The sequence below is a fragment of the Paeniglutamicibacter psychrophenolicus genome, from assembly GCF_017876575.1.
GTDB lineage: Bacteria > Actinomycetota > Actinomycetes > Actinomycetales > Micrococcaceae > Paeniglutamicibacter > Paeniglutamicibacter psychrophenolicus.
Map to the genome: position 1 here is coordinate 2,841,209 of NZ_JAGIOE010000001.1, position 21,347 is coordinate 2,862,555.

At 67.9% G+C, this 21,347-nt stretch carries 17 protein-coding genes; 10 read left to right on the forward strand and 7 right to left on the reverse strand.

The genetic code is table 11. The features are described from left to right. Positions 1 to 40 precede the first annotated feature (40 nt). Positions 41 to 541, forward strand: a complete 501-nt coding sequence (locus tag JOF46_RS12870) for a hypothetical protein (RefSeq protein WP_209907680.1) — start codon at positions 41 to 43, stop codon at positions 539 to 541. Positions 542 to 737: 196 nt separating this feature from the next. Here the strand turns inward: JOF46_RS12870 and JOF46_RS12875 are convergent, their stop codons facing one another. Both JOF46_RS12875 and JOF46_RS12880 read right to left on the reverse strand, forming a co-directional pair. Continuing rightward, the gene (locus JOF46_RS12875; RefSeq protein WP_209907681.1) at positions 738 to 2,204 is read right to left on the reverse strand and encodes a DUF2079 domain-containing protein; all 1,467 of its coding nucleotides are present in this window, start codon (positions 2,202 to 2,204) and stop codon (positions 738 to 740) included. Positions 2,205 to 2,250: 46 nt separating this feature from the next. Then, positions 2,251 to 2,883 (reverse strand): uracil-DNA glycosylase family protein, encoded by a 633-nt coding sequence (locus tag JOF46_RS12880; protein WP_113762144.1) that lies wholly within the window; start codon positions 2,881 to 2,883, stop codon positions 2,251 to 2,253. A gap of 587 nt (positions 2,884 to 3,470) precedes the next feature. Between JOF46_RS12880 and JOF46_RS12885 the strand changes: the two genes are divergently transcribed. The 3 genes from JOF46_RS12885 (at position 3,471) to JOF46_RS12895 (ending at position 7,556) form a co-directional block, all read left to right on the forward strand. Beyond that, positions 3,471 to 4,295 (forward strand): DUF2637 domain-containing protein, encoded by an 825-nt coding sequence (locus JOF46_RS12885; RefSeq protein ID WP_209907682.1) that lies wholly within the window; start codon positions 3,471 to 3,473, stop codon positions 4,293 to 4,295. A 245-nt stretch (positions 4,296 to 4,540) separates the two neighbouring features. Continuing rightward, entirely contained in the window at positions 4,541 to 5,836 is a 1,296-nt protein-coding gene (locus JOF46_RS12890; RefSeq protein WP_209907683.1) for a GTP pyrophosphokinase, read from the forward strand. Between the two features lie 118 nt (positions 5,837 to 5,954). Continuing rightward, positions 5,955 to 7,556 (forward strand): ABC-F family ATP-binding cassette domain-containing protein, encoded by a 1,602-nt coding sequence (locus JOF46_RS12895; RefSeq protein ID WP_209907685.1) that lies wholly within the window; start codon positions 5,955 to 5,957, stop codon positions 7,554 to 7,556. Positions 7,557 to 7,671: 115 nt separating this feature from the next. Here JOF46_RS12895 and JOF46_RS12900 read toward each other — a convergent pair whose 3' ends face one another. Together JOF46_RS12900 and JOF46_RS12905 are read right to left on the reverse strand one after the other, a co-directional pair. Continuing rightward, positions 7,672 to 9,804 carry an alpha/beta hydrolase gene (locus JOF46_RS12900; protein WP_209907687.1) on the reverse strand — a complete coding sequence of 711 codons (2,133 nt, stop codon included), beginning with the start codon at positions 9,802 to 9,804 and terminating at the stop codon, positions 7,672 to 7,674. A 30-nt stretch (positions 9,805 to 9,834) separates the two neighbouring features. Further along, positions 9,835 to 10,911 carry a class I SAM-dependent methyltransferase gene (locus JOF46_RS12905; protein WP_209907689.1) on the reverse strand — a complete coding sequence of 359 codons (1,077 nt, stop codon included), beginning with the start codon at positions 10,909 to 10,911 and terminating at the stop codon, positions 9,835 to 9,837. Between the two features lie 131 nt (positions 10,912 to 11,042). Between JOF46_RS12905 and JOF46_RS12910 the strand changes: the two genes are divergently transcribed. After that, positions 11,043 to 13,787, forward strand: coding sequence for an AAA family ATPase (locus JOF46_RS12910; RefSeq protein WP_209907691.1), 2,745 nt, complete (start codon positions 11,043 to 11,045; stop codon positions 13,785 to 13,787). Positions 13,788 to 13,966: 179 nt separating this feature from the next. After that, a complete protein-coding gene (locus JOF46_RS12915) occupies positions 13,967 to 14,434 on the forward strand; it encodes a GNAT family N-acetyltransferase (protein WP_209907693.1) in 468 nt (155 codons plus the stop codon). A gap of 28 nt (positions 14,435 to 14,462) precedes the next feature. On the opposite strand, the gene JOF46_RS12920 is transcribed toward JOF46_RS12915, so the two are convergent. The 3 genes from JOF46_RS12920 to JOF46_RS12930 are packed head-to-tail and all read right to left on the reverse strand — an operon-like array spanning position 14,463 to position 16,282. Continuing rightward, positions 14,463 to 15,389 (reverse strand): SURF1 family cytochrome oxidase biogenesis protein, encoded by a 927-nt coding sequence (locus tag JOF46_RS12920; RefSeq protein WP_209907694.1) that lies wholly within the window; start codon positions 15,387 to 15,389, stop codon positions 14,463 to 14,465. 15 nt (positions 15,390 to 15,404) lie between these two features. Further along, the gene (locus JOF46_RS12925) at positions 15,405 to 15,662 is read right to left on the reverse strand and encodes an acetone carboxylase (protein WP_209907696.1); all 258 of its coding nucleotides are present in this window, start codon (positions 15,660 to 15,662) and stop codon (positions 15,405 to 15,407) included. After that, positions 15,659 to 16,282 (reverse strand): DUF3099 domain-containing protein, encoded by a 624-nt coding sequence (locus tag JOF46_RS12930; protein ID WP_209907698.1) that lies wholly within the window; start codon positions 16,280 to 16,282, stop codon positions 15,659 to 15,661. Before JOF46_RS12930 ends, JOF46_RS12925 begins: the two co-directional genes overlap by 4 nt. A 247-nt stretch (positions 16,283 to 16,529) precedes the next feature. On the opposite strand from JOF46_RS12930, the gene fabG reads away from it, so the two are divergent. From fabG to JOF46_RS12950, 4 genes are all read left to right on the forward strand, one after another. Next, complete coding sequence (gene fabG / locus JOF46_RS12935; protein ID WP_209907700.1) at positions 16,530 to 17,249, forward strand: 3-oxoacyl-ACP reductase FabG; 720 nt, start codon at positions 16,530 to 16,532, stop codon at positions 17,247 to 17,249. 480 nt (positions 17,250 to 17,729) lie between these two features. Further along, positions 17,730 to 18,194, forward strand: coding sequence for a GatB/YqeY domain-containing protein (locus tag JOF46_RS12940; RefSeq protein WP_209907702.1), 465 nt, complete (start codon positions 17,730 to 17,732; stop codon positions 18,192 to 18,194). A 125-nt stretch (positions 18,195 to 18,319) separates the two neighbouring features. Continuing rightward, positions 18,320 to 20,389 (forward strand): hypothetical protein, encoded by a 2,070-nt coding sequence (locus JOF46_RS12945; RefSeq protein WP_209907704.1) that lies wholly within the window; start codon positions 18,320 to 18,322, stop codon positions 20,387 to 20,389. A gap of 190 nt (positions 20,390 to 20,579) precedes the next feature. Further along, positions 20,580 to 21,326, forward strand: coding sequence for an SDR family oxidoreductase (locus JOF46_RS12950; protein WP_209907706.1), 747 nt, complete (start codon positions 20,580 to 20,582; stop codon positions 21,324 to 21,326). The last annotated feature ends 21 nt before the right edge of the window (positions 21,327 to 21,347 follow it).

The following is a 21,347-nucleotide window of genomic DNA, read 5'->3' on the forward strand; positions in this document are numbered from 1 at the left end:
TCGGCACGGATCGGCGCGCGGCACTGGCAGGATGGAACCCATGAAGAAACCGGGTGCCATCCTGCTTTTGCGTACCCGCACGCACGCCGTGGCCCTGGCCATTGGCACCGCCACCTGGCTGGCCGGGATGGTGGCCGTGTACCTGGTGGCGCCACTGGCGGTCGGCCGGGGCCCGTGGGGCGCATATGCCGCCTTCGAGCCCGGATCCAACGTCGGGAACATCGTGGCGGCCGGATTCTTCACGCTGTTCAGTGCCCTGGTGCTCCTGGTCATCCGCCGATCGCGCTTCGGCGCCCTGGCATCGGTGCTGGGTGCCCACGGATTGATCGCGATCGGCATCTTTTATCCCGCGGCCGTGATGGATTTCGCAATCGCCCACGTGGTGGCCCTCGAGGATGATGCATCCCGCGATGGCGGGTTGGCGATGGGGCTGGTGGCCAGTGGGTGCCTGTCCATGGTGCTGCTCGGCCTTCTGGCCGTAGGAGGCTGGGCGTTGCGCACGCTGCGTGCCCGCCCGGCGGGGCCGCGGCGGTGGCGGTGAATGGCGATCCCCGGCGCGGGCCGGAGCCGTCATGCCGGCAATGGCCAGGCGGCGCTGCGGGACCACGACGAGCGAGCGGTGTAGACAATCGCCTCTCGCGGAATCCGTCCCGGAACGGCGAGGGCCGCACCGGGGCAAGATCCGGTGCGGCCCATGAAGTGCCGGTGGTGCGTGGACGGGTCCGCGCCAGAGGGTGTCAGCGCTTGAGGTAGTCCGAGCAGACGGGGTTCACCGGGATGTCGCGGTGCAGCACCAGCAGCCCGTGGTCGATCGGTGCGACCTGGGTGAAGCCCAGGGCATGTGCGCGCTCCAGGGCCTGGGGCGGGTTCAGCGGGTCCCAGCCGCCAAGCTCCTGCTCGTTGAAATCGATGATCATCCAGCTGGACAAATCGGTGCCGATGTCGCCCATCATCCCCACATAGGTGCGGGTGGTCAGGTGCGGAACCAAGGTGTCGGCGGCCTCGACGCACACGCCGTCGGGGATCATTTCCACGGCGCGTTCCTTGGCGGCGACCAGCGTGCCCGGAGCCCAGTTGGCCCCGGTCAGCGTGCGCCCCAGCGGGAAGACCGAGTGGAAGAACAGCGTGCCGACCAGCGAGAAGAGCAGCAGCCAGGCCGGCGCGATGACCTTGATCCGGGTCCAGCCGTGGCGCTGGATGAGCTTGCCCAGCACGTGCACGGCCGAGAGGATCAGGATCGGGGCCATGATGGCGTCGTACTGGTACACCGGGGCCCAGGTGTTCAGCCGGTCGTTGAACAACCGGCTCAGTAGCAGCGGGGCACCCAGGATCACATACGGCGAGGCCAGCGGCAGCAGTGCCAGCGGCACGAAGCTCAGCAGCCACAACGCCACCTTGAGCTGGTGGTTGAACAGGATCGCGATCGACTGGAACGGGTGGGTGAGAAGGAAGACGATGGCCGCCCCGGCGCTGGCGCCCAGGGCGGTGTACTGCCAGTAGGTGAATTCGCCGGCGGGGGAGAAGAGCGGGATCAGGTAGCTGGTGACCGCCACATAGCCACCAAGCCCGAGCACTGCCGTCAGCGCCGCCTTGGCCCACTGCTTGTGGAAGAGCAGGACGATGCCCACCGCAACCATGGTGATGCCCATGTCCTCGCGCACCAGCAGCAGCGAGCTGGCCAGCCCGACGACCAGCCAATAGCGGCCGCGGTCGAAGCCCCAGATGATCCAGGCCATGATCGGCACGCCGAAGGCGACCTCGTGGAACTCCCAGTTCACGATGGCCTGGAACGGCCACCAGAGCAGCATCGCGGAGGCGGTAAGCAGCGCCCCGAGGTGCCCGAAGCGCGGGCGGGTGAACAGGTAGACCGGGATCGCGGAGGAGACCAGCAGCAGCGCCAGCACGATGGAAAGCATCCGCGGGTCGTTCCAGATCCAGTAGAACGGTGCCAGCAGCACCAGGATCGGGTGGAAGTGGTCGCCCAGCAGGTTGAAGTCCACGCCCTTGATCGGCACGATCGGTGCCTTGAACATGGAATACTGCCGCGCTGCCTGGTCGAAGATGCCCAGGTCGTAGCCGCGGGACTCGAAGTTGGCGAAGCGCAGGAAGGAGTGCGCAACGTACAACACCCCCGCCAGGGCCATGGCCGTGCCCAGTTGAAGTTTCTGGGCGCGGCTCACGGATGCGGGGGTGTTGTTGGGCATGACCTCGAGTTTATCCAAGTCTCGGGCCGGTGAAGAATTCGCGGGGCTACTTGGCCGGGGCCAGGCCGGTGCGGGCCATGGCGTCGGAGTAGGCAGCGTAGATTTCCTCGAGGTGCGCCTGCTGGCGTTCCGGGGAGCCGGCAAAGGCGCGGCCGTCGAGGGACTTGACCTTGTAGGTCTTGAAGCCGCGGCGCCACAGCAGCGGGTTCTGGGTCTTGACCAGCTGCTCGGAGAGGCGGTGGGCCTCGGTGCCGTGGGCGATCAGGACGGAAGCGCGCGGCACGACCTTGAGCAGGCGCAGCAGCGGCTTGAGGCCCGAGGTGATCTGCGGCGGGGTGAACTTGCCGTTGGCCTCGCCCGGGGTGTGCCACGGGTGGACGTTCCACGGCAGGATGTACTCCGGACGCAGCCCCAGCTGCCACTGCATGCCCAGCATGCGGGTGGAGGCTTCCTGCGACCCGGCATCGATGAAGCCGGTCTCGTTGGCGATGCCGATGTTGGAGAACAGCGAGATGATGCGCGCTTCCTCGATGTTGTGCACCGGATCAACGAAGGACACCGAAGTCTCAGGTCGAAGGGCCCGGGTCTCGTCCAAAAGACGGTTGACGGGTTCGATCTGGTCCTCGTAGCGGCGTTCCATGAGGGAATTTTCGACGTGGTCCGGGGCAATTGCTGTCATGAAGGTGAGCTTCTCCTGCTGTGGTACGTAAGGCACGGTCGATCGCATCAATCGCGCGCCACCAAGGGCGACGCACGTTGATTACCGTGTCAATGCTGCTAGAGCTGGGGGTGGGGAGTGGGATCCAAGTGGTTCCGGTGGCTGGCGTGCCCCATGGTGAACGCAAGGTTGATCCATGCTTAACAATAGCCGCTCCCGGCCGCTTTGGGCAGGCTTGTCCGTGGGCGGCCGGTGGTGATCATTGGCACAAGCGCCGGGACGTTTCCGCACAATCGATGGCCTTACTCCCGGACGGGAAGGCGGCGCGGCCCCGTTGCCGTCCCGGTGGCGAGCGTGCCGCACCGTAGGCCTTCCGGCCCGGATTGCCTTCCTCCCGAGGCACGTTGACGTGTTGTTCCCTGGCACCGGACCGACCTCCCGCGGGAAGGTGTTGCGGGGGTGCTGAAAGACCCGTTGGTCCGGAACCCGTGAAGCCAGCGCATAGAATTGGGACTGGTCTGCCATGGGGGAACCATGCCTTCGGCAGGTTCGGCCGGCCACTATTAGCGCAACACCAGACCCACAAATGATTGAGGCATCGAAGCCAGATGAATGAAAAGATCCCGAACGAACCGCACAAGGCAGTATTGCGCACCGCGGTGGCCGCCACCGTCCTGATCGCCGTGGGCGCCTTCGTGCTGTCCTTCGCGGCCTTGACCGACCTGGCGCAGCGTTCGGGCATCGACGCGAACCTGGCGTGGATCTGGCCGATCATCATTGACGGCATGATCGTGGCCTCCACCGTGGCCATCGTCGCGCTCAACGGCCACAACCGCCGCGCGATGGTCTACCCCTGGACGCTGCTGTTCTTCGGCGCCATCGTCTCCACCGCCGCGAACTCGACCCACGCGATCCTCACGGTCGACTCGATCTCCAACGGCGTGCCGCCACTGGTCTCGGCACTGGTGGCCGCGATGCCTCCGGTGGTCCTGCTGGCCATCACCCACCTGACGGTGCACATGTACCAGAAGAAGGCCGAAGCCGCCGAACTGCGCGCGGCCGCGGATTACGACGAGGAAGCCGTCGAATCCGAGAAGTACGGACTTGCCTACGACGACGGTTTCCAGGCGGCCATGAACGATGCGCAGGCCGCCGAGGCCGAGCGCCTCGCTGCGGCCAAGGACCAGCTGGCCGAGGCCACCGCACGGGCACGGGCCGAGGGCCTCGCCGAGGCCAAGAAGGCCCCCGCAGCCGCGCAGGCCGGCGCAAACGCCGCGCCGAACGCCGCAGCCAAGGCCGGCGCCGCGAAGAACCAGGCGGCTTCCTCCAACGGAGCCAAGCCCGTGCCCTCCGGCAAGGTGCAGGTCATGGCCGGCACCGGCGCATCCCCGCTCTATGACGAGGTAGCCCAGTCGCTGGATTCCAAGAACTGATCCACCAGGGAACCTTGCCGCAACGGCCAGGTGGGTGGCCGAGGCAGGCCAGCCAAGCCCGCGTTCCGATGTTGCCGGGGGATTGCCCCCGGCGCCGGGCCGCGGGCTTTTCCATCCAAGGACGCACCATCATGTCGGAACGGGATTTGCGACCGCTGCCGCGCCTTCGCGGTGCCGGGCCGGTGCCGGTTGATAGGCTGATCCAAGAGCACCCCCAACCAGCCGTTTGTATGTAGGAGGCACGTGTGGGCACCCCCTGGGAAACCCTGGATGAATCATTGCGCGAAGAAGTCAACGCCAGTGTGGAGCGCTATGCCGCAGCCCGCCCGATGCTCGAACGCGTTGCAGAGTCCATGCGGACCCGGATCGAGTCGCTTTTCGACGAGACGGAGAACACCCCGCTGTTTGTCGTCAGCCGGGTCAAGACCGTGGCGTCCTTCCGTGACAAGGCCTCCCGCATGCTGGTGGGCGAGGAGGGCGAGGAACCGGCCCTGGAATTCCCCAACCCGGTGCGCGAGATCCACGACCTGGTGGGCGTGCGCGTCATCGTGAAGCTGCCGCACGAAATCCGCGAGGCGGCCAACCTGATCAAGCGCCGCCGCTCCGACTTCGACTGCCGCTCGGACCGGGAGAAGGACATCGGCTCGGTGGAGTCGGGCACCTACGGGTATTCCTCGCGCCACCTGATCCTCAAGACCCGCGGCGAGGAAGTGGTCCGCGACTTCCAGGCGAAACTCGGCGGGGACATCCGCATCACCGGGAACTTCGTCTTCGAGGTGCAGATCCGCACCATCCTGTCCCACGCCTGGAGCGAGATCGAGCACGACATCCGCTTCAAGAACGCCGAGCCGCGCGCCTGGAGCCCGCACATCGACAGGCAGTTCACCGCCACCGCAGCGATGCTCGAGGCCGTGGAGGACCAGTTCTCCGAGCTGCACGAACGCTTCCAGACCGTCACCGGGTTCTGGGACGCGGAGGGCGAGGGTGCGGTGCCGCTGACTGCCGAGCGCATCCAATTCATCTGGCAGACGCTGCTGCCGCACGTGGACCGCAAGTCCGACGACGACTGGGGCTGGGCCGCGGAACTGCTGGCCGCCCACGACCTATCCGGCACCCGGGAGTTCGCCGAGCTGCTCCAGCCCTATGTCATCACCTCGGTCCGCGCGGCCCTGGACCACCGCTACTCGCCGGGCCCCGACCGGTTGCTCGACGATGTGCTGCTGTGGCACTTCGGCACCCACCACATCCAGGCCACCAGCGGCGGGGACGCGCACCGCGCCGATTCGTTGCGCCGCCGCCTGGTGCAGATGGACGCCTACCGTGCCAAGCAGGCGGCGGACAAGCCCGTACCGGCCCCCGCGGCCGGGTCGGCCGCATCCGTGGCCAGGCAGAACGAGGTCCAGGTGGAGAAGGCCGAGGCGAAGACGGAAGCGAAGCCGGACACCAAGGCGGAGTCCAAGCCTGACGCCAAGGGCGCGGCCAGGGCCTCCGGAGCGAAGGCCGAGCCCCAGCCGACCAAGGGCGGCAACGCCAGGTCCTGAGGTGTCCGGGCGCCCGGCGGCGTGAGATTGGACGCATCTTCGGGCCAAAGGGCGGTTGACCCGCGTAGACTGGGTAGGTTGCCCAACAGGGCCGTACAACTTTACCGAAAGGGTCACCGTGATTTCCGTTGCCGATTTGGAGCTGCGCGCCGGCGCACGCCTTCTCATGGAGGGCGTCTCGTTCCGCATCGACAAGGGCGACAAGATCGGCCTCGTCGGACGCAATGGTGCCGGAAAGACCACCATGACCCGCGTGCTTGCCGGTGAGACGGCGCCCGCAGGCGGCTCGGTCACCTCCACCGGAACCATCGGCTACCTGCCGCAGGACCCGCGCACCCCCAACATGGAACAGCTGGCCCGCGACCGCATCCTGTCGGCCCGCGGCCTGGACGTCATCGTCGGCAAGCTCAAGAAGTGCCAGGACGACATGGCCTCCGAGGACGAAGCGGTGGCCGCGAAGGCCATGCGCCAGTACGACCGCATCGAGGCCGAGTTCATTGCCGGCGGCGGTTACGCCGCCGAGTCCGAGGCAGCGGCGATCTCCAACAACCTGGCCCTGCCCGAGCGCCTGCTCAACCAGGCGCTGTCCACCCTCTCCGGCGGCCAGCGCCGCCGCGTGGAGCTGGCCCGCATCCTGTATGCCGACGCCGAGACGCTGCTGCTCGATGAGCCCACCAACCACCTTGACGCCGACTCGATCACCTGGCTGCGCGGCTTTTTGGCCAACCACCAGGGCGGCCTGCTGGTCATCTCGCACGACACCTCGCTGCTCGAGGCCACCGTCAACAAGGTCATCCACCTGGACGCGAACCGCGCCACCATGGATGTCTACAACCTCGGCTGGAAGCGCTACCTGCAGCAGCGGGAGACCGACGAGCGGGCCCGCAAGCGCGAGCGCGCCAACACCGAGAAGAAGGCCACCACCCTGCTGGCCCAGGCCAACAAGATGAAGGCCCGTGCCTCGGGTGCCTCCGCGGCCCAGTCCATGCTCAAGCGCGTGGACCGGTTGATGGGCGGGCTGGACGATGTCCGCGTCGCCGACCGCGTCGCAAACCTGCGCTTCCCGGATCCGGCCCCCTGCGGCAAGACCCCGCTGATGGCCGAGGGCCTGTCCAAGTCCTACGGTTCGCTGGAGATCTTCACCGACGTCTCCCTGGCCATCGACCGGGGCTCCAAGGTCGTCATCCTGGGCCTGAACGGTGCCGGCAAGACCACCCTGCTGCGCATGCTCGCCGGGGTGTCCAACCCCGACACCGGCGACCTGGTCCCGGGCCACGGCCTGAAGATCGGCTACTTCGCCCAGGAGCACGACACCCTGGACGTCGACCGTTCGGTGCTGGAAAACATGCGCTCGGCCGCCCCGAGCCACATGGGGGATGCGGAGGTGCGCGGCATCCTGGGTTCCTTCATGTTCTCCGGCGACGACGTCTCCAAGCCGGCCGGCGTGCTCTCCGGCGGCGAGAAGACCCGCCTGGCCCTGGCCACGATCGTTGCATCCAGCGCGAACGTGCTGCTGCTCGATGAGCCCACCAACAACCTGGACCCGGCCTCGCGCGCAGAGATCCTCGGCGCGCTGTCCAACTTCACGGGCGCCGTGGTCATGGTCTCGCACGACGAGGGCGCGGTTGCCGCGTTGAACCCGGACCGCGTGGTGCTGCTGCCCGACGGCGACGAGGACCTGTGGAACGACTCCTACCTGGAGCTCGTCACCCTGGCCTAACCCGGATTCGGCCCGCCTTCCCCCTGTGCCGTTGGCACCCCGGGGCGGAGGCGGGCTTTTTCGTGCCCGGGGTGCACCTGGCACAGTGCACCCCGGGGCGAGCTGCTTCCCGGCATCAGATGAGTTCGGCCAGCAGCGCGGCGGCCCGTGCAGCCCCGTCGGTCTCCACGGGACGGTAGTGCACGGTCCGTCCCAGCCCGGCAACCATCGCAGCGGCAAGCGCGTCGGGATCGCAGACCTGTTCGTACTCCATGCATTGGCCTGCGCCGTAGCGTTCCAACCTGTGCCGGACGTGGAAGTTCTGCTCGAAATGGTGGCGCAGAGGCACATAGATGAACGGGCGCGAGCTCGCGGCCAACTCCATGCAGGTGGTCAGCCCGCCCTGGACCACGGCGAGGTCGGCGGCCGCAAGATGACGGTAGAGTTCCGGGACCATGCCTCGCACGCTGACCCCGCGCTGCCGCGGCAGTGCGCCGGGATCGATCCGCGGCCCGGCCACCAGCAGCACCTGCAGATCGGCCACGCTGCGCCGTGCCAGCGGCACCGCATCAAGGATCCTCCGCAACAGCGGGGCACCCACGCCGGAGCCGCCGACCGTGACGACGCACAGCGGCCGGTCCGGGGGATAGCCGAGCTCGGCCCTGAGCCTGCCGCGGTCGGCGACGTCCGCGGGATCGAACCCGGTGACATACCCGGCGAAGTCGAAGTTCGCCTCGGTCCACTCGCGGATGCCCGGCAGACCGGGGCCGAAGGACAGCGGCACCACGTCCTCGGGGGAACCGACGAAGATCGAGCGGTCCCGCACGCGGTGGAAGCGTTCGCGCTGCTCGATCATCTCGGCGTTGTAGTCGGCGGCCAGGGCCACCTCGGCGGCCCCGCCATCGGGCATCGGGAGCCAGCCGACGAAGTCGGTCATCCAGGCGAAGGCGAAGCGCTTCAGCTCGGGGTTCTCGTGCAGGTGGTGGTCGATGTCCCAGGCCTCGTCCCCGACCACCAGGTCGAAGGTCCCGTCGCGGATGACGTCGTCGAAGACCATGAAGTTGTGGACCAGGATCTCATCCATCCGGCGGATGGCCTGAAAGGCGTGCAGGTCATGTTCGCCGGCCTCGTTATCGATGTGCTCCACCTCGCTGGCCAGCCATGCCGAGGCCGGGTGGACGAGTTCCCCGGCGGCCTGAAGAACTCCCGTCACCGGAGGCTGGGCGAGCCAGGAGATTTCCACCTCGGGATGGTGCTTGCGCAACGCGTCGGCGACCGCCAGGTCTCGTCGGGCGTGGCCCAGGCCGATCGGCGAGGAGAGGTACAGGACCCGCCGAGGCCTGCGCTGCGAGGCCGTCCACCGTGGCGGAACCGTTGGAACGGGCCCGAACCGCTCGGCGAAATCGCGGATGAGGTGGTTGACCTTGACGGGCAGGCGGGCCGGCGGACCGTGTCCGGCGCCCTCGAGCAGCACCAGTGAACCACCCGTGAGTTCGGCGAGCCGTTGGCCCACGGACGGAGGCGAGATCCTGTCGTCTGCTCCGTGCACCAGCAGGACCGGGCACCTCACCAGCGCGCAGGCGCGCTCGATGGGAACCGATTCGATCCCGTCGTACCCGTGCATGCCGGCTGTCGCATCGGCAATGACGGCGGCGGTCGTCTCGTGGGCCCAGCCCACCGCGTCCTCGATTTGCTTGGTGGAGTGGGCCTCGGAAAACATCTGGTTGAAGAAGAACCCGATGAAGTCGTCGTAGCCGCCGCCCAACCAGTACTGCCGGTTGTACTTGTCCCAGCCCCGCGTCGAAGCCGCGGGTCCTTCCCAATCGGTGGCACGGCGCACCGTCCGGGGAACCTTGACGTTGCATGAAGACGCGATGCCGACGATCCCGGACACCCGCCCGGGGTGCGCCGCGGCCAGCTGGAGGCTCCAGGTGGCACCCCAGGACAGCCCGACAACGACGGCCTGCGCGGTGCCCGTCGCATCCAGGACGGCCAGCGCGTCATCCACGAATTCCTGGTCCCGGTACGCCGCAGGGCCCCGCGGCCGCCCGGATTGGCCGTTGCCGCGCCCGTCGAAGGTGAGGACGCGGAAGTGGCGTGCCAGGTAGCCGATCTGGGCCTTCCAGATCCGGGAGTGAACCACCGACCACGTCGGCATGAGCAGCAAGGTGGGGGATCCCTCGCCGTAAACGTCGTAGTGGATCTCCACGCCGTCCCTGGCCACGGTGCCGCTAAGCAGCGGAGCAACGGCCGCTGGGGTGGTATTCATCGGATCGGGCCTTCCTGGTGTGCCCCGGGCCTAGGGCCGGACCTCGAGCACCCTGTTGAATGGTGTTTGCGAGACGGACGCGAAGCGGGTGAAGCCACCGGTGGAAACCACGTCGTGGATCCGGGCGGGCCCCGCCTGGGTGCCAAGGGCCAGCCCGACCTCCTGTGCCAGCGAGCACGGGGTGCATAGCAAGGTCGAGAAACCGTAGTAGGCGCGTCCGACCGGGTTGAGGTTCTCTGCCACGGTGTCACCGGACATCGGTTCGACGACCATCCAGGTGCCGTCCTCGGCGATCGCTTGACGGACGTGGCTCGCTGCGCCGACCGGGTCTCCCATGTCATGCAGGGCGTCAAAGGTGGTCACCAGGTCGAATCCGGTTCCGGGAAATCCGGTTGCCGAGGCCGTCTCGAAGCCGAGGTTCGCCTCCACGCCTGCTTCCCTGGCCCGCTTGCGGGCGGTCTGGATTGATAGGTCGTGATAGTCGAAGCCGATGAACGTGGACCGGGGAAAGGCCTTGGCCATGATGAGGGTTGAGGCGCCGTGCCCGCAGCCCACATCTGCGACTCGGGCGCCGGATTCGAGCTTTTCCACCACGCCGTCCAACGCCGGGAGCCACTGCCCGAGAAGATGGGTGTTGTACATGGTCCGGAAGAACCGTTCACAACCCTCGTGCACGTCGGAGTGGTGTTCGTGCCAGCCCAAACCGGAGCCGTTGAGCGCTGCCGCCAGGACGCCGTCAACGTCGTGCGTCGTGCCCAGGGCGATCTGGAAGAAGCCCGGCAGGTATGCCGGGCTGCCGGGGTCGGTGAGCGCGGCGGCGTGCTCCGGAGGCAGCAGGTATTTTCCGCTCTCCGCGTCGAACTCGACGTAGCCGCCGGCGGCCTGGGCGTTGAGCCACTCCCGGGCGTAGGGCAGGGCCGTATCGGTGGCCTCTGCGAGCTGGAGCGGGGTCACGGGACCAGTGGCCATGGCCGTGTAGTAGCCCAGCTTGTCACCCATGACGACCAATGCGGTGTTGAGGGTGGCTCCAACTTCGTCAACGGCCTTGAAAACGAAGGCCATGAGCTTGTCGATGTCGATTTCGGGTGCTTGCTGAAGATCGGCCATGATGGCGATTCCTCCTCGGGAAGGTGTTTACGCCGCCAACGATAGCCACCCGGTGCGGGGCGCCGCATCAGGTGCCCCACCTAGTTTTTCCGCCCCCTTGCCGCCGTCCTTCCGGAAGCTAGGATCAGTATATGGTCGTCGGTCGGGGCAGTGAAAGGCAAAGGATCGAACGCCTGCTGGCGGGCGCCAGGAGCGGTGTCAGCGGCGTGCTTGTGCTCGCCGGGGAGCCGGGAATCGGCAAGACCACGATGCTTCAACAGGCCCGCGACGGGGTCTCCGGGATGCGGGTGATCTCCGTCGGCGGCGTCGAGGCCGAGCGGGAACTGGCCTTCAGCGGACTGCACCAACTGTGTGGAAGACTGCTGGGTGTGGCCCGGGGACTGCCGCCTCGCCAGTACCAGGCTCTTGCGGTGGCGTTGGCCGTCAATGACGGGCCAACGCCGGACAGGTTCGCGGTCGGTGCAGCGGTTCTCGGGCTTATCGCCAGGGCCGCCGAGGAGGATCCGCTGGCAATCTTCATCGACGACGCCCACCTGCTGGACGCATCGTCGCTTCAGGCCATTTCCTTTGCCGCCCGCCGGCTGCTGACCGATCGGGTCGCCATTGTCGCGGCCCTGCGCAACGAGATCGATTCACCCCTGCGGGACCTGCCCCGGATGGACCTTGGCCCGCTGGGCCTTGAAGACACCCGGACGCTGCTGGCCGCCTGGAACCGGGGTTCGTGGGATGCCGCAGAGCTGGCACGCTTCCACGCCGCCACGGGAGGCAACCCGTTGGCGATCATTGAGCTGGCCGGGAAGCACGGATCGTTTGGGCTCTCCCCGCCGGCCTTGCCGGTGCCCCTGACCGGTCGGCTGCTGGACGCGTTTTCCGGCCGCATCCGCTCACTTTCCTCCGCCGCACGCGCCGTGCTGTTGCTGGCAGCAACCGACAACGGCGACCTGAGGATGCTGGGTGCCGCCTGCCAGGCAATGGGCGTGGACCTCGGCCATCTTTCGGAAGCTGAAGATGCCGGGTTGGTCAGCCTCGGAAACACCGCGGTGGAGTTCCGCCACCCGTTGATGCGCGCCGCAGTCTACGGAGCTGCGGAGCCGGCCGCCCGGCGAGAGGCGCATCGGCTGCTGGGAAACACTGCCATCGGGCTCGAGAGCAGGGCCTGGCACCTGGCGGAAGCGGCCATAGGCCCGGACGACGCGGCCTCGAGGTTGCTCGAGGCCGCGGCCGTTGCTTCGGCCGGCCGTGGCGCGAATGCCGTCGCCGCTGCCCAATTGGAGCGGGCCGCAACGCTTGCGGCGGACCACGGAACCGCTTTCGAGCTCCTGGTGCGAGCCGGTGACCAATGCTGGCTGGCGGGTTCCTCCGGCAGGGCCATCGCGGACCTGGAACGGGCCCTGGCGATGGCCCGGACCCCTGTTGAGGTGGCCACCGCCACGGGGCGCCTGGGCGCGATTGCTGCCCGTTGCGGTTCGCTGCAAGTCGCCCGGGACATGCAGTTCGAAGCGGCGACGCAGATGGCGCCCCGGGACCCGGATGCCGCCATCCTCCTGCTTGCCGACACCATCGACGCCTGCCTGTACCTGTGCGATGCGCCCTCGGCCATGCGGGCCTCGGACGGAATCATCGCACTGATGGGACCGGGGACGAGCGGTGCCGCGCGCAAGTGGGGCTCCATCGCTGCCGGCGTAGCCTTGGTTCTCGGTGGCCGCGGGGACAGGGGAGCGGGCTTCATCCGCAGCGGCATGGCAGCGCATCTGGGGAACGCGACCGGCCCGGACCAGTGGCAGCTGCGTTGGCACCTGATGGGGCCGCTGTTCCTGCGCGAGACGGGCGGGGCCAGAAAGGCCATGACGGCGGCGGTTGAAACCGTGAGGAAGCGGGCGGCCGTGGGCATGCTGCCTTTTTTGCTGACCCTCGTGGCCCGCGACGACGCGGCGGCTGCCAACTGGGCCGGCGCGGAAGCAGGCTACACCGAGGCGATCCGGATCGCGCGGGAGGACGGCCAAAGCAACGATCTCGCCCTTGCCCTCGCCGGGCTCGCGTGGTTGGAAGCCAGACAGGGCAAGGCGGGGTCCTCCGCCCTGCACGCAGAGGAGTCCACGGTCCTTGCCGTGAAGAATTCGGCTCACCTGGCCAGGCTGTGGGCGATGTTCGCGATTGCCGACCTGGAGGCCGCCACCGGAGACGCGGCAAGGGCCATCGAGGCCTACACGGGGCTGGAAAAGGTGTTGGAAGAGGTTGGGGTGAAGGACGCGGACCTGATGCCGGGTGCCGAACTGGTTGAGTGCTGGTGCCGCCTCGGCGACAAGGCACGGGCGGGGAACGTGGCCGAGGGCTTTTTGGCCGCGGCCGAGGCCAAGGGGCAGCCTTGGGCGCTGGCCCGGGCACACCGGGCCCTTGCCATGGCAGGAGACGAGGCCGATGCCGTGGCCGGGTTCGAAAGGGCGCTGGCATTCCACGCCCAAACTCCCGACCTGTTCGAGGCCGCGCGGACGAAGCTGGCCTACGGCTCGTGGCTGCGTCGATCACGGCGCAGGATCGATGCGCGGGTGGTGCTGCGCGAGGCCCTGGACGGTTTCGAACGCCTCGGCGCGGTGCCCTGGTCCGACCGGGCGGCAGCGGAACTGAATGCCACGGGCGAAACGGCGATGCGGCGCGAAGCAGGGGCCTTGGGCCGCCTCACTCCGCAGGAGCACCAGATCGCCGCGCTCCTGGCAACGGGCAAGACCACCCGGGTGGCGGCGGAGGGCCTCTTCCTGAGCCCCAAGACCGTCGAATACCACCTGCGCCACATCTACCTGAAGCTTGGCATCCACTCGCGGGAAGAGCTCGCGGCGGCACTTGGCGCGGGCCCGGATGGCATCCGCCTGCATCCGTGACCGAATGGCCCAAGCTACGCTGCGTTCCGCATCCCCGCAGGAGAAGCGGGGGAGCCGCCGTCGCGATCCAAGTCCCCGCCCTGGTGTGCGGAACGCTGCTGCGGTAGTTTCAAAGTACCCGCCCCGGTGCTTTTCGCAAGGGCGGAAAACATCCCCTACCCACGGGAAGGAACCAGCCGATGGACGCCAGTGAGTGGAACATCGGCCCCGTGGTCGATGCGGCGGAGCTGGTCGCCGCCTCGGGGCTGTTCGATTCCCCGGTCACCGAGCGCGGCGCGAGGGCATTTCTGGGGATGCCAGGACACCACCTGCTGCTGGCGCGCAGCGGGGACGGCGCCGCTGTCGGCTTCGTGTCGGGAGTGGTGATGCGGCACCCGGACAAGGATGCGGAAATGTTCGTCTACGAACTGGGCGTAGACGAACATTTCAGGCAGCGGGGCATCGCCGCGGCATTGTTGCGCGCCTTGGCTGCCTTGGGGCTGGAACTGGGCTGCACCGGCATGTGGACCGGCACCGAACGCGCGAATGCCGCGGCACTGGCGACCTATCGTTCGCTGGGTGCCGTCGTGGACGCCGAATCGGTGTTCATCGAATGGGACTCGCTGGACACATCCTTCGCGCCTTTCAAGACACCCAATTCACCCTGAACCGGTGCAATCTTCCGCCGGCCCGAGGCTACTTGGGTCCTGGGATCCCGGCGTCCCTTTGGGCCGCTTGGCGTTCGAGCTCGTCCAGGTACGCATCCTCGGTGGCCTCGTCGGTGGGGCTGCCGTCGCGGCGGACCAGCTTCTTGGGCTTCTTGCGCATGTGGTGCGCCTGGTGCAGCACCGGTTCCTCGCCGCGCAAGGCGGCCGCGGCGACCTCGTCGCGGTCTTCGCGGTTGATGCGCGCCTGCTGCTTTGCTGCATAGCCGAAGCCCACAAAGACCAGCACGCCGAAGGCGAACCACTGGAACATGTAGGACAGGTGCGGACCCTCGTCCTCCTCGGGACGCTGCAGCTGGATCGGTGCCTCGGCCGCCGCCGGGTCCTCCAAATACATCAGCCCGTAGCTTCCGGTGGCCACCGGGTAGCCGAGCTGCTGCTGGTAGGTGGGCAGGTCGATCGAGGCCAGCTGGCCCTCGGGCGCCCCGCGGTCCAGCTTCGGCTCGCCGGCCTTGAGCCGGACGTCGACCTCGACGGTGCCGGCCGGGGGAGCGGGGATGGCATCCGGGCGCCCGGCGTTGTTGTTGCCGATGGGCAGGAACCCGCGGTCCACGATCACCACTGTCCCCTCGAGGGTGCGGAAGGGAACCAGCACCTCGTAGCCCGGTCGGGAGCCGGAGATCCTGTTGCGCACCACGACCTGGTCCTCGGCAAGGTAGCTGCCGCGCAGCGAAACCGGGGTCCACTTGCCACCGTCCGGCAATTGCTCGAAGAGCTGCCTTGCATCGGTGAAGGGGACCGGATCGGCGTCGTAGTTGCGTTTCACATGGGAAATCTCGGTCAGGGCGCCCTCGCGGCGGTCCATCTGCCATTTGCCCAGGAAGGTGAAGGTGGTGGCGAAGAGGCACACAAGGAGCAACCAGCCGATCCAGCGGGTGCTGGCCAGGAATCGATACACGCTGCTTCGTTCTCCTTAGGAGGTGGTGCCGGGGGCGGTGTCAACGAACGGCAGGCGCTCCTTGAAGAGCAGCCGCTCGGAGAGGTAGTTTTCGAGCCAGTCGGCGTGGTCGTCGCAGGCCAGCCAGGTTTTTCGGCGTTCCGGGGTATGGATTTTGGGGTTGTTCCACAGCAGCTGCACGGTGGCGTCGGCCCGGCATCCCTTGCGCGAGCAGCGTGGTGGACCGGTGGGACCCTGCGGCGATCCGCCGCCCAGGGAGTCGAAGATGCTCAATGGGAGCCGCCGCGGTGATGGTGCCCGGCCAGAGGCTGTTCGGGCCGTTCCGGTTCCTCAACGAAGGACCCGTCGATGGTGGTTGGTGCGTCGGCGGGGAAGGGGCCTGCGGCGTCCGGTTCTTGCGCTTCGCGAGCGGACGGTGCCGGGTGCCCGGCTTCCGGGTTCGCAGCGGGCTCGGTGATGACTTCGCCGTCCTCGTTGACCTCGAAGACGTCCCCGTCGCGGGTCGTGGCATCGGCCGGCCGGGCCCCGGGTGCCCCGGGAGCGTCGGCAGCCGTCGGCTCCCCTTCCGGGGCGGTGGGTCCGGAGGTCAGCAGACGGGGATCATCGCCCTCGAAGAACTCCGCCGCCGGCTGGCGCTTGGTCAGGTCGGCACCGCCGTTGGCGATCACCACCGCAATGTAGGGCAGCACGATGGCCGCGGCCAGGAACACCCACTGCAGCCATCCGTGCACGAAGAAGGCCGCAATGAAGCAGGCCAGGCGCACGGACATCGAGATCGTGTACTTCAGCACGCGGGAATGCTGCTCCGCCGCATGGGACTCTTGGGCCTCGGTGATCCGGTGGACCGGTGGACCCTGGTCATGGTGGTGATGGTTTTTATGTGGCTCGCTCATAGTTCTTCCGTCGATCCGTCACCCACCATTGTCTCACCGACCTGCGCCGGGGTACGAATCGGCCCGGTGCGCGGGCAGCGAACACCCTGGTCGCGGTCCACCGCCCGTGTCGTGGGCATCCCGTGGCCGCCGTCGGGCGCCGGAAACCTGCACGGCGGACGTGGCGCAGGAACTCCTCGGCAGCGCTCGGGCTAGGATTGGATCCGCAGCCCACCACCCTCAACCAACAATTCCTTATGGAGGATCCATGTCCGAAACCCCCACCGGCCGCAGCGTTCTGGTCACCGGCGGCAACCGCGGAATCGGCCTGGCCATCGCGCGGGCCTTCGAAGCCAACGGCGACAAGGTCGCCATCACCTACCGCAGCGGCGAGGTCCCCGAGGGCCTGCTGGGTGTGAAGGCCGACGTGACCGACACCGCTTCCATCGATGCCGCGTTCACCGAGGTCGAGGCCGCACACGGACCGGTCCAGGTGCTGGTGGCCAACGCCGGGGTCACCCGCGACATGCTGCTGCTGCGGATGAACGAGGACGATTTCACCTCGGTCATCGACACCAACCTCACCGGTGCATTCCGCGTCATCAAGCGCGCGTCCAAGGGCATGATCAAGATGCGCAAGGGCCGCGTGGTGCTCATTTCCTCGGTGGTGGGCCTCTATGGCTCCCCGGGACAGATCAACTACGCCGCCTCCAAGGCGGGCCTGGTGGGCATGGCCCGCTCGCTGACCCGCGAACTGGGTTCGCGCGGCATCACCGCCAACGTCGTGGCCCCCGGCTTCATCAACACCGACATGACCGCTGCGCTGCCCGAGGCCACGCAGAAGGGTTACCTGGCATCGATCCCGGCGAACCGCTTCGCCGAGGCCGAGGAGGTTGCAAACGTGGTGCGTTGGGTCGCCAGCGACGAGGCAGCGTACATCTCCGGCGCCGTCATCCCGGTCGATGGCGGCCTGGGCATGGGCCACTGACACCGGGCAAGGCGGGCAGCCCCGGCAGCGGGGGATAGCCAAATGCAGGGATCGACGGCCGTCACGGCATCCGTGGCGGCCGCATCTGCGTGCGCCCAACTTCGTGATAGGTGCACCATCCGGACGGAACCTCGATCCCGCCGCGCCCCGCCGCGCCTTGTTCAAAACCATAAGCATAATTTATATCTAGGTAAATTTTTGAGTTAGTCCGATTTTCCACCGGGTGCGTCATGCGCAAGGCCCACCGCCAATGAATGCCCCGACCAACGGGTGTCTTCCGGCCAAGGACGTACCGGTGGCGGGGGAGATGCGGCCTCGCCGTCCCGGAACCGTGGCGCAAATGCCCGCGTTTTCGGCGGCGCGGTTCGCCGGATGGGACGCGCTTGGGCTGCAACCAATAAACTGTTGGTGATACCGGCATCAAGACGGGTGCAGCCGCACCTCGTGCCTGCCGGGTTACGACGGGAAGAAGACGCCACCATGGAAACCCTCAAGGACCGACTCCGTGCGGACATGACCGCACACCTCAAGGCCGGCAACAAGGTCGAGTTGACCACCGTGCGGAACCTGCTCGGCGAGATCAACACCCGGGAGAAGGGCGGCAAGACGCCCATCGAGCTCGACGATGCCGCCGTGATTTCGCTGCTCCAGAAGGAAGCCGCGCGCCGGCACGAAACCGCCGTCACCTACACCAACGCCGGACAGGCCGATCGTGCGGCCGCCGAGGAGCAGGAAGCGGCCATCATCGAGGCGTACCTGCCTGCCGCATTGAGCGAGGACGATGCCAAGGCCATCGTCGCCGAGGCCGTGGCCACGCTGCGCGCCGAAGGCAACGAGCTGGGCATGCGCCAAATGGGTTCCGTCATGAAGCTGGTCACCGAGAAGGTCGCCGGCCGCTTCGACGGCAAGGCCCTGAGCAACATGGTCCGCGCGGCACTGGCCTAAGCCTTTCCCGTTTCCGCTGCCGGCACGGGGAAGGGCCCTCGCAGCCTGGGCAGTCCGGTGCGGACAAAACCGGAAACGGGCACGGGATTCGGCGCGCCGGGCGGATCGGAATGTGAAAATTCCGCATGCGTGCCCCGGTAGCCTTGATGAGCCGCTGCGGCCACGCACCGGGCAATACTTCGACACGATGCGGGATCTGGATGACTGGCTGGGCCGGAACGAACTGGCAATTTTTTGACGACGAGGACATCCAGACCAGGATCGGCGTCACCTTCGGTTTCGGTTTGCTTGACGAAGAAGTTGCGGCCACCGGCACGCTGTCGATGGCACTGTCGGCATTGCGCACCGAATTGGCGCGGCCCGTGGAGCTGGGCGCCGGGCGCACGGGTTTCCCCGAGGTCATCGCCGAGGCGGGAACCGACACCTCGACACTGCTGATCCGCGGCGCCACGGACACCGTCGCCGCAGCCTGGCGTCGGCTGCCGGGGCTCTTCGACGGCTGGATCGTCACCGACCAGACATCCGCGATGCGACCGGAACACCCGGTGTGGCCGGTGGACCTGGTGCGGCGCACAGGTCGCAACGCGGCGGCACTGGCGGGGATCCAGGTGACGGCGCCCGATGCGCGTGAACGTGCCCGCGTGCTGCTGCCCCGGCTCGACCCCAAATCCGGCCGGATTCGATCGGTGTTCTTCACCACCGAGCGATCGCTGGTGGGTCTCGGGTTCCCGGTCCGCGAAGCGGCCACGGGCACGGAACCTTCCCGGCTGTGGGCCGATGGCACGGCCAAGCACTTCGGCGGTTCGGCACCGGGGCCCCTGCCGGAGGGGCCGGAGACGCTGGTTCGGAGGGCTGCGGGCAACGGGCCCGGATCGCTGCCGGTCAGCGAGGACCCGGTACTGCTCTCCACCCTGGTGCCCCGCTCAGCGGCCGGGCTGGCCGCAGCGGAACTGCTTCGCGCCCAACTTGCGGCAACTGCAGCCAACGCGGGACAGGATCCCGCCGCGATCGGCATCGACATGCTGGGCATCGGCGCCGAGTTCTGCGTCTTCCTTGTTGCGGAGAATCCACTCGGGGAAACGGTCAGGCAGCGCGTCCTCACTGACTTCGGCCGTACCATGGCCCTGGTCCCGGATCCGTGGGTGGAGGATGCGGTGCGCGAGACCCGGCACGGGCTTTCACCGCGGCTGGCTCGCGAACGCAGGGTGGTGGGCCTCGAGGACGATCCGGGCACCGACACCGCCGGAGTGCGCCAGGTACTCACCCAGGCAACACAGTGCCTGCACCTGGCCCTGGAGCCGGGGGAGCCCGTACCGGCCAAGGCGGGGAAATCCGGACGTGAACGCATCTTCCGTTCCCTGCCCGGCGGGGACGTGACCACCGGCAGGTCCGCGACGCTTGCCGTCGGCCAGGTCTCGATCGCCCTGGGCACCCGCTCGGCGGGGCACGGGGGAGGCACCAAGCACGAGACGCGCATTGCGACGACGGCGATCCTTGCCGTCCTGGAGGATCCGGCCGGGACCCTGGCAATCATCGACGAGGACCAGCAGGTGCTCACCTTCAACCCTGAGCTGTTCAAGCGCCACAAGGCGCTGCAACGGTGCCTCGAGCCGGTGCTGGCCGGGCTGCCGCGCCTGCGGATCAACAACGGCGCCGACCCTGCAGCGCTGCGGCGGCGCCGCGGGCGTGCCAAGCGGTGGCCGGCCTGGCTGCTGGCCGGCTCCGTAACGCTCGTTGCCTGCCTGGCGGTGATGATCGCGGTGTCCAACATCGATGACCCGCAGGTCACCGGTCGGATCACCATCGGCGAGACGGCCCAGCTGGGCAACGGAACCACGATCACCGCCACGGGCTTCGAACGCCAGCCGACGGCCCCGACCGACTTGGAGTCCCAGGTGGCCGTCCGGGTGCGCTTCTGCGCCGGCTCCGACACCAAGGGCTCCGAGCATCCACCCGAAACCCAGCGCAGCGTCGCGCCCGCGGACTTTGCGCTGCTCAACCAGCAATACGCGTACGCGCGGCTCGTCGACAGCGACGCGCAGCTGCGCCGGGACACCCTGGCCCCGGGCCAATGCGCCGTCGGGGAACTGGTGTTCAGGGGCGTCGACCTTTCGGTTCCGCGCCTGGCCTACAAGAACGCGTTCGGCGACGACGTGGTTTGGTACAGCCCCGGGCAGGTGCCGCCGGCACAGTAGGCGGCACCCGGCCTGCGCCGGCGCGGGCAGCCCTGGACTAGACTTGTTTGGAGGATTCCTACAAGTCTCCTCCCCATGGAGTGCTGGCAGGATTGAAACCAGCGTCCGGGCATTTGTACGGACACCCCAAGTTCCGGAGCACCGGTGCGGGAACCAATAATTTTCAAGCAGTGATGCACAAGGAGTGTAAATGACCGATCTCACGGGCAAGTCCGCGATCGTCACCGGGTCGTCCCGGGGCATTGGCGCCGAAGTAGCCAAGATCCTCGCCGCACAGGGTGCCGGCGTGGTCATCAACTACCGCCAGAAGGCGCCGCGCGCCAACAAGATCGTTGCCGGCATCACCGAGGCCGGCGGCCGCGCGGTGGCCGTGGGCGCCGACCTGACCGGCCCCGAGGGCCCGGCGGCCCTGGTCGATGCCGCCATCGAGAACTTCGGCTCGCTCGACGTGCTGGTGCTCAATGCCTCCGGCGGCATGGAATCGGGCCTCGGCGAGGACTACGCGCTGCGCCTGAACCGCGACGCCCAGGTCGCGATGCTCGAGGCCGCCACCGCGAAGATGGCCCCGGGCTCCCGCGTCGTGTTCGTCACCAGCCACCAGGCACACTTCATCGACCAGGTCGAAACCATGGACGCCTACGAGCCGGTGGCCCGTTCCAAGCGCGCCGGGGAACTGGCGCTGCGCGAGTTCATCCCGGCACTCGAGGCCAAGGGCATCACCTTCGTGGTGGTTTCCGGCGACATGATCGAGGGCACCATCACCGCGACGCTGCTGGACCGTGCAGAGCCCGGTGCCATCGAGGCCCGCCGCGCCGCCGCCGGCAAGCTGTACTCCGTGGTCGAGTTCGGCGGCGAGGTCGCCGCGATGGCCACCGCAGATGTCCCGACCGGCCACACCGAGTACGTGGGCGGGGCCGGCGACTTCCTCAAGAAGTAGCCCGCAGCTTTTTCCCCCTGC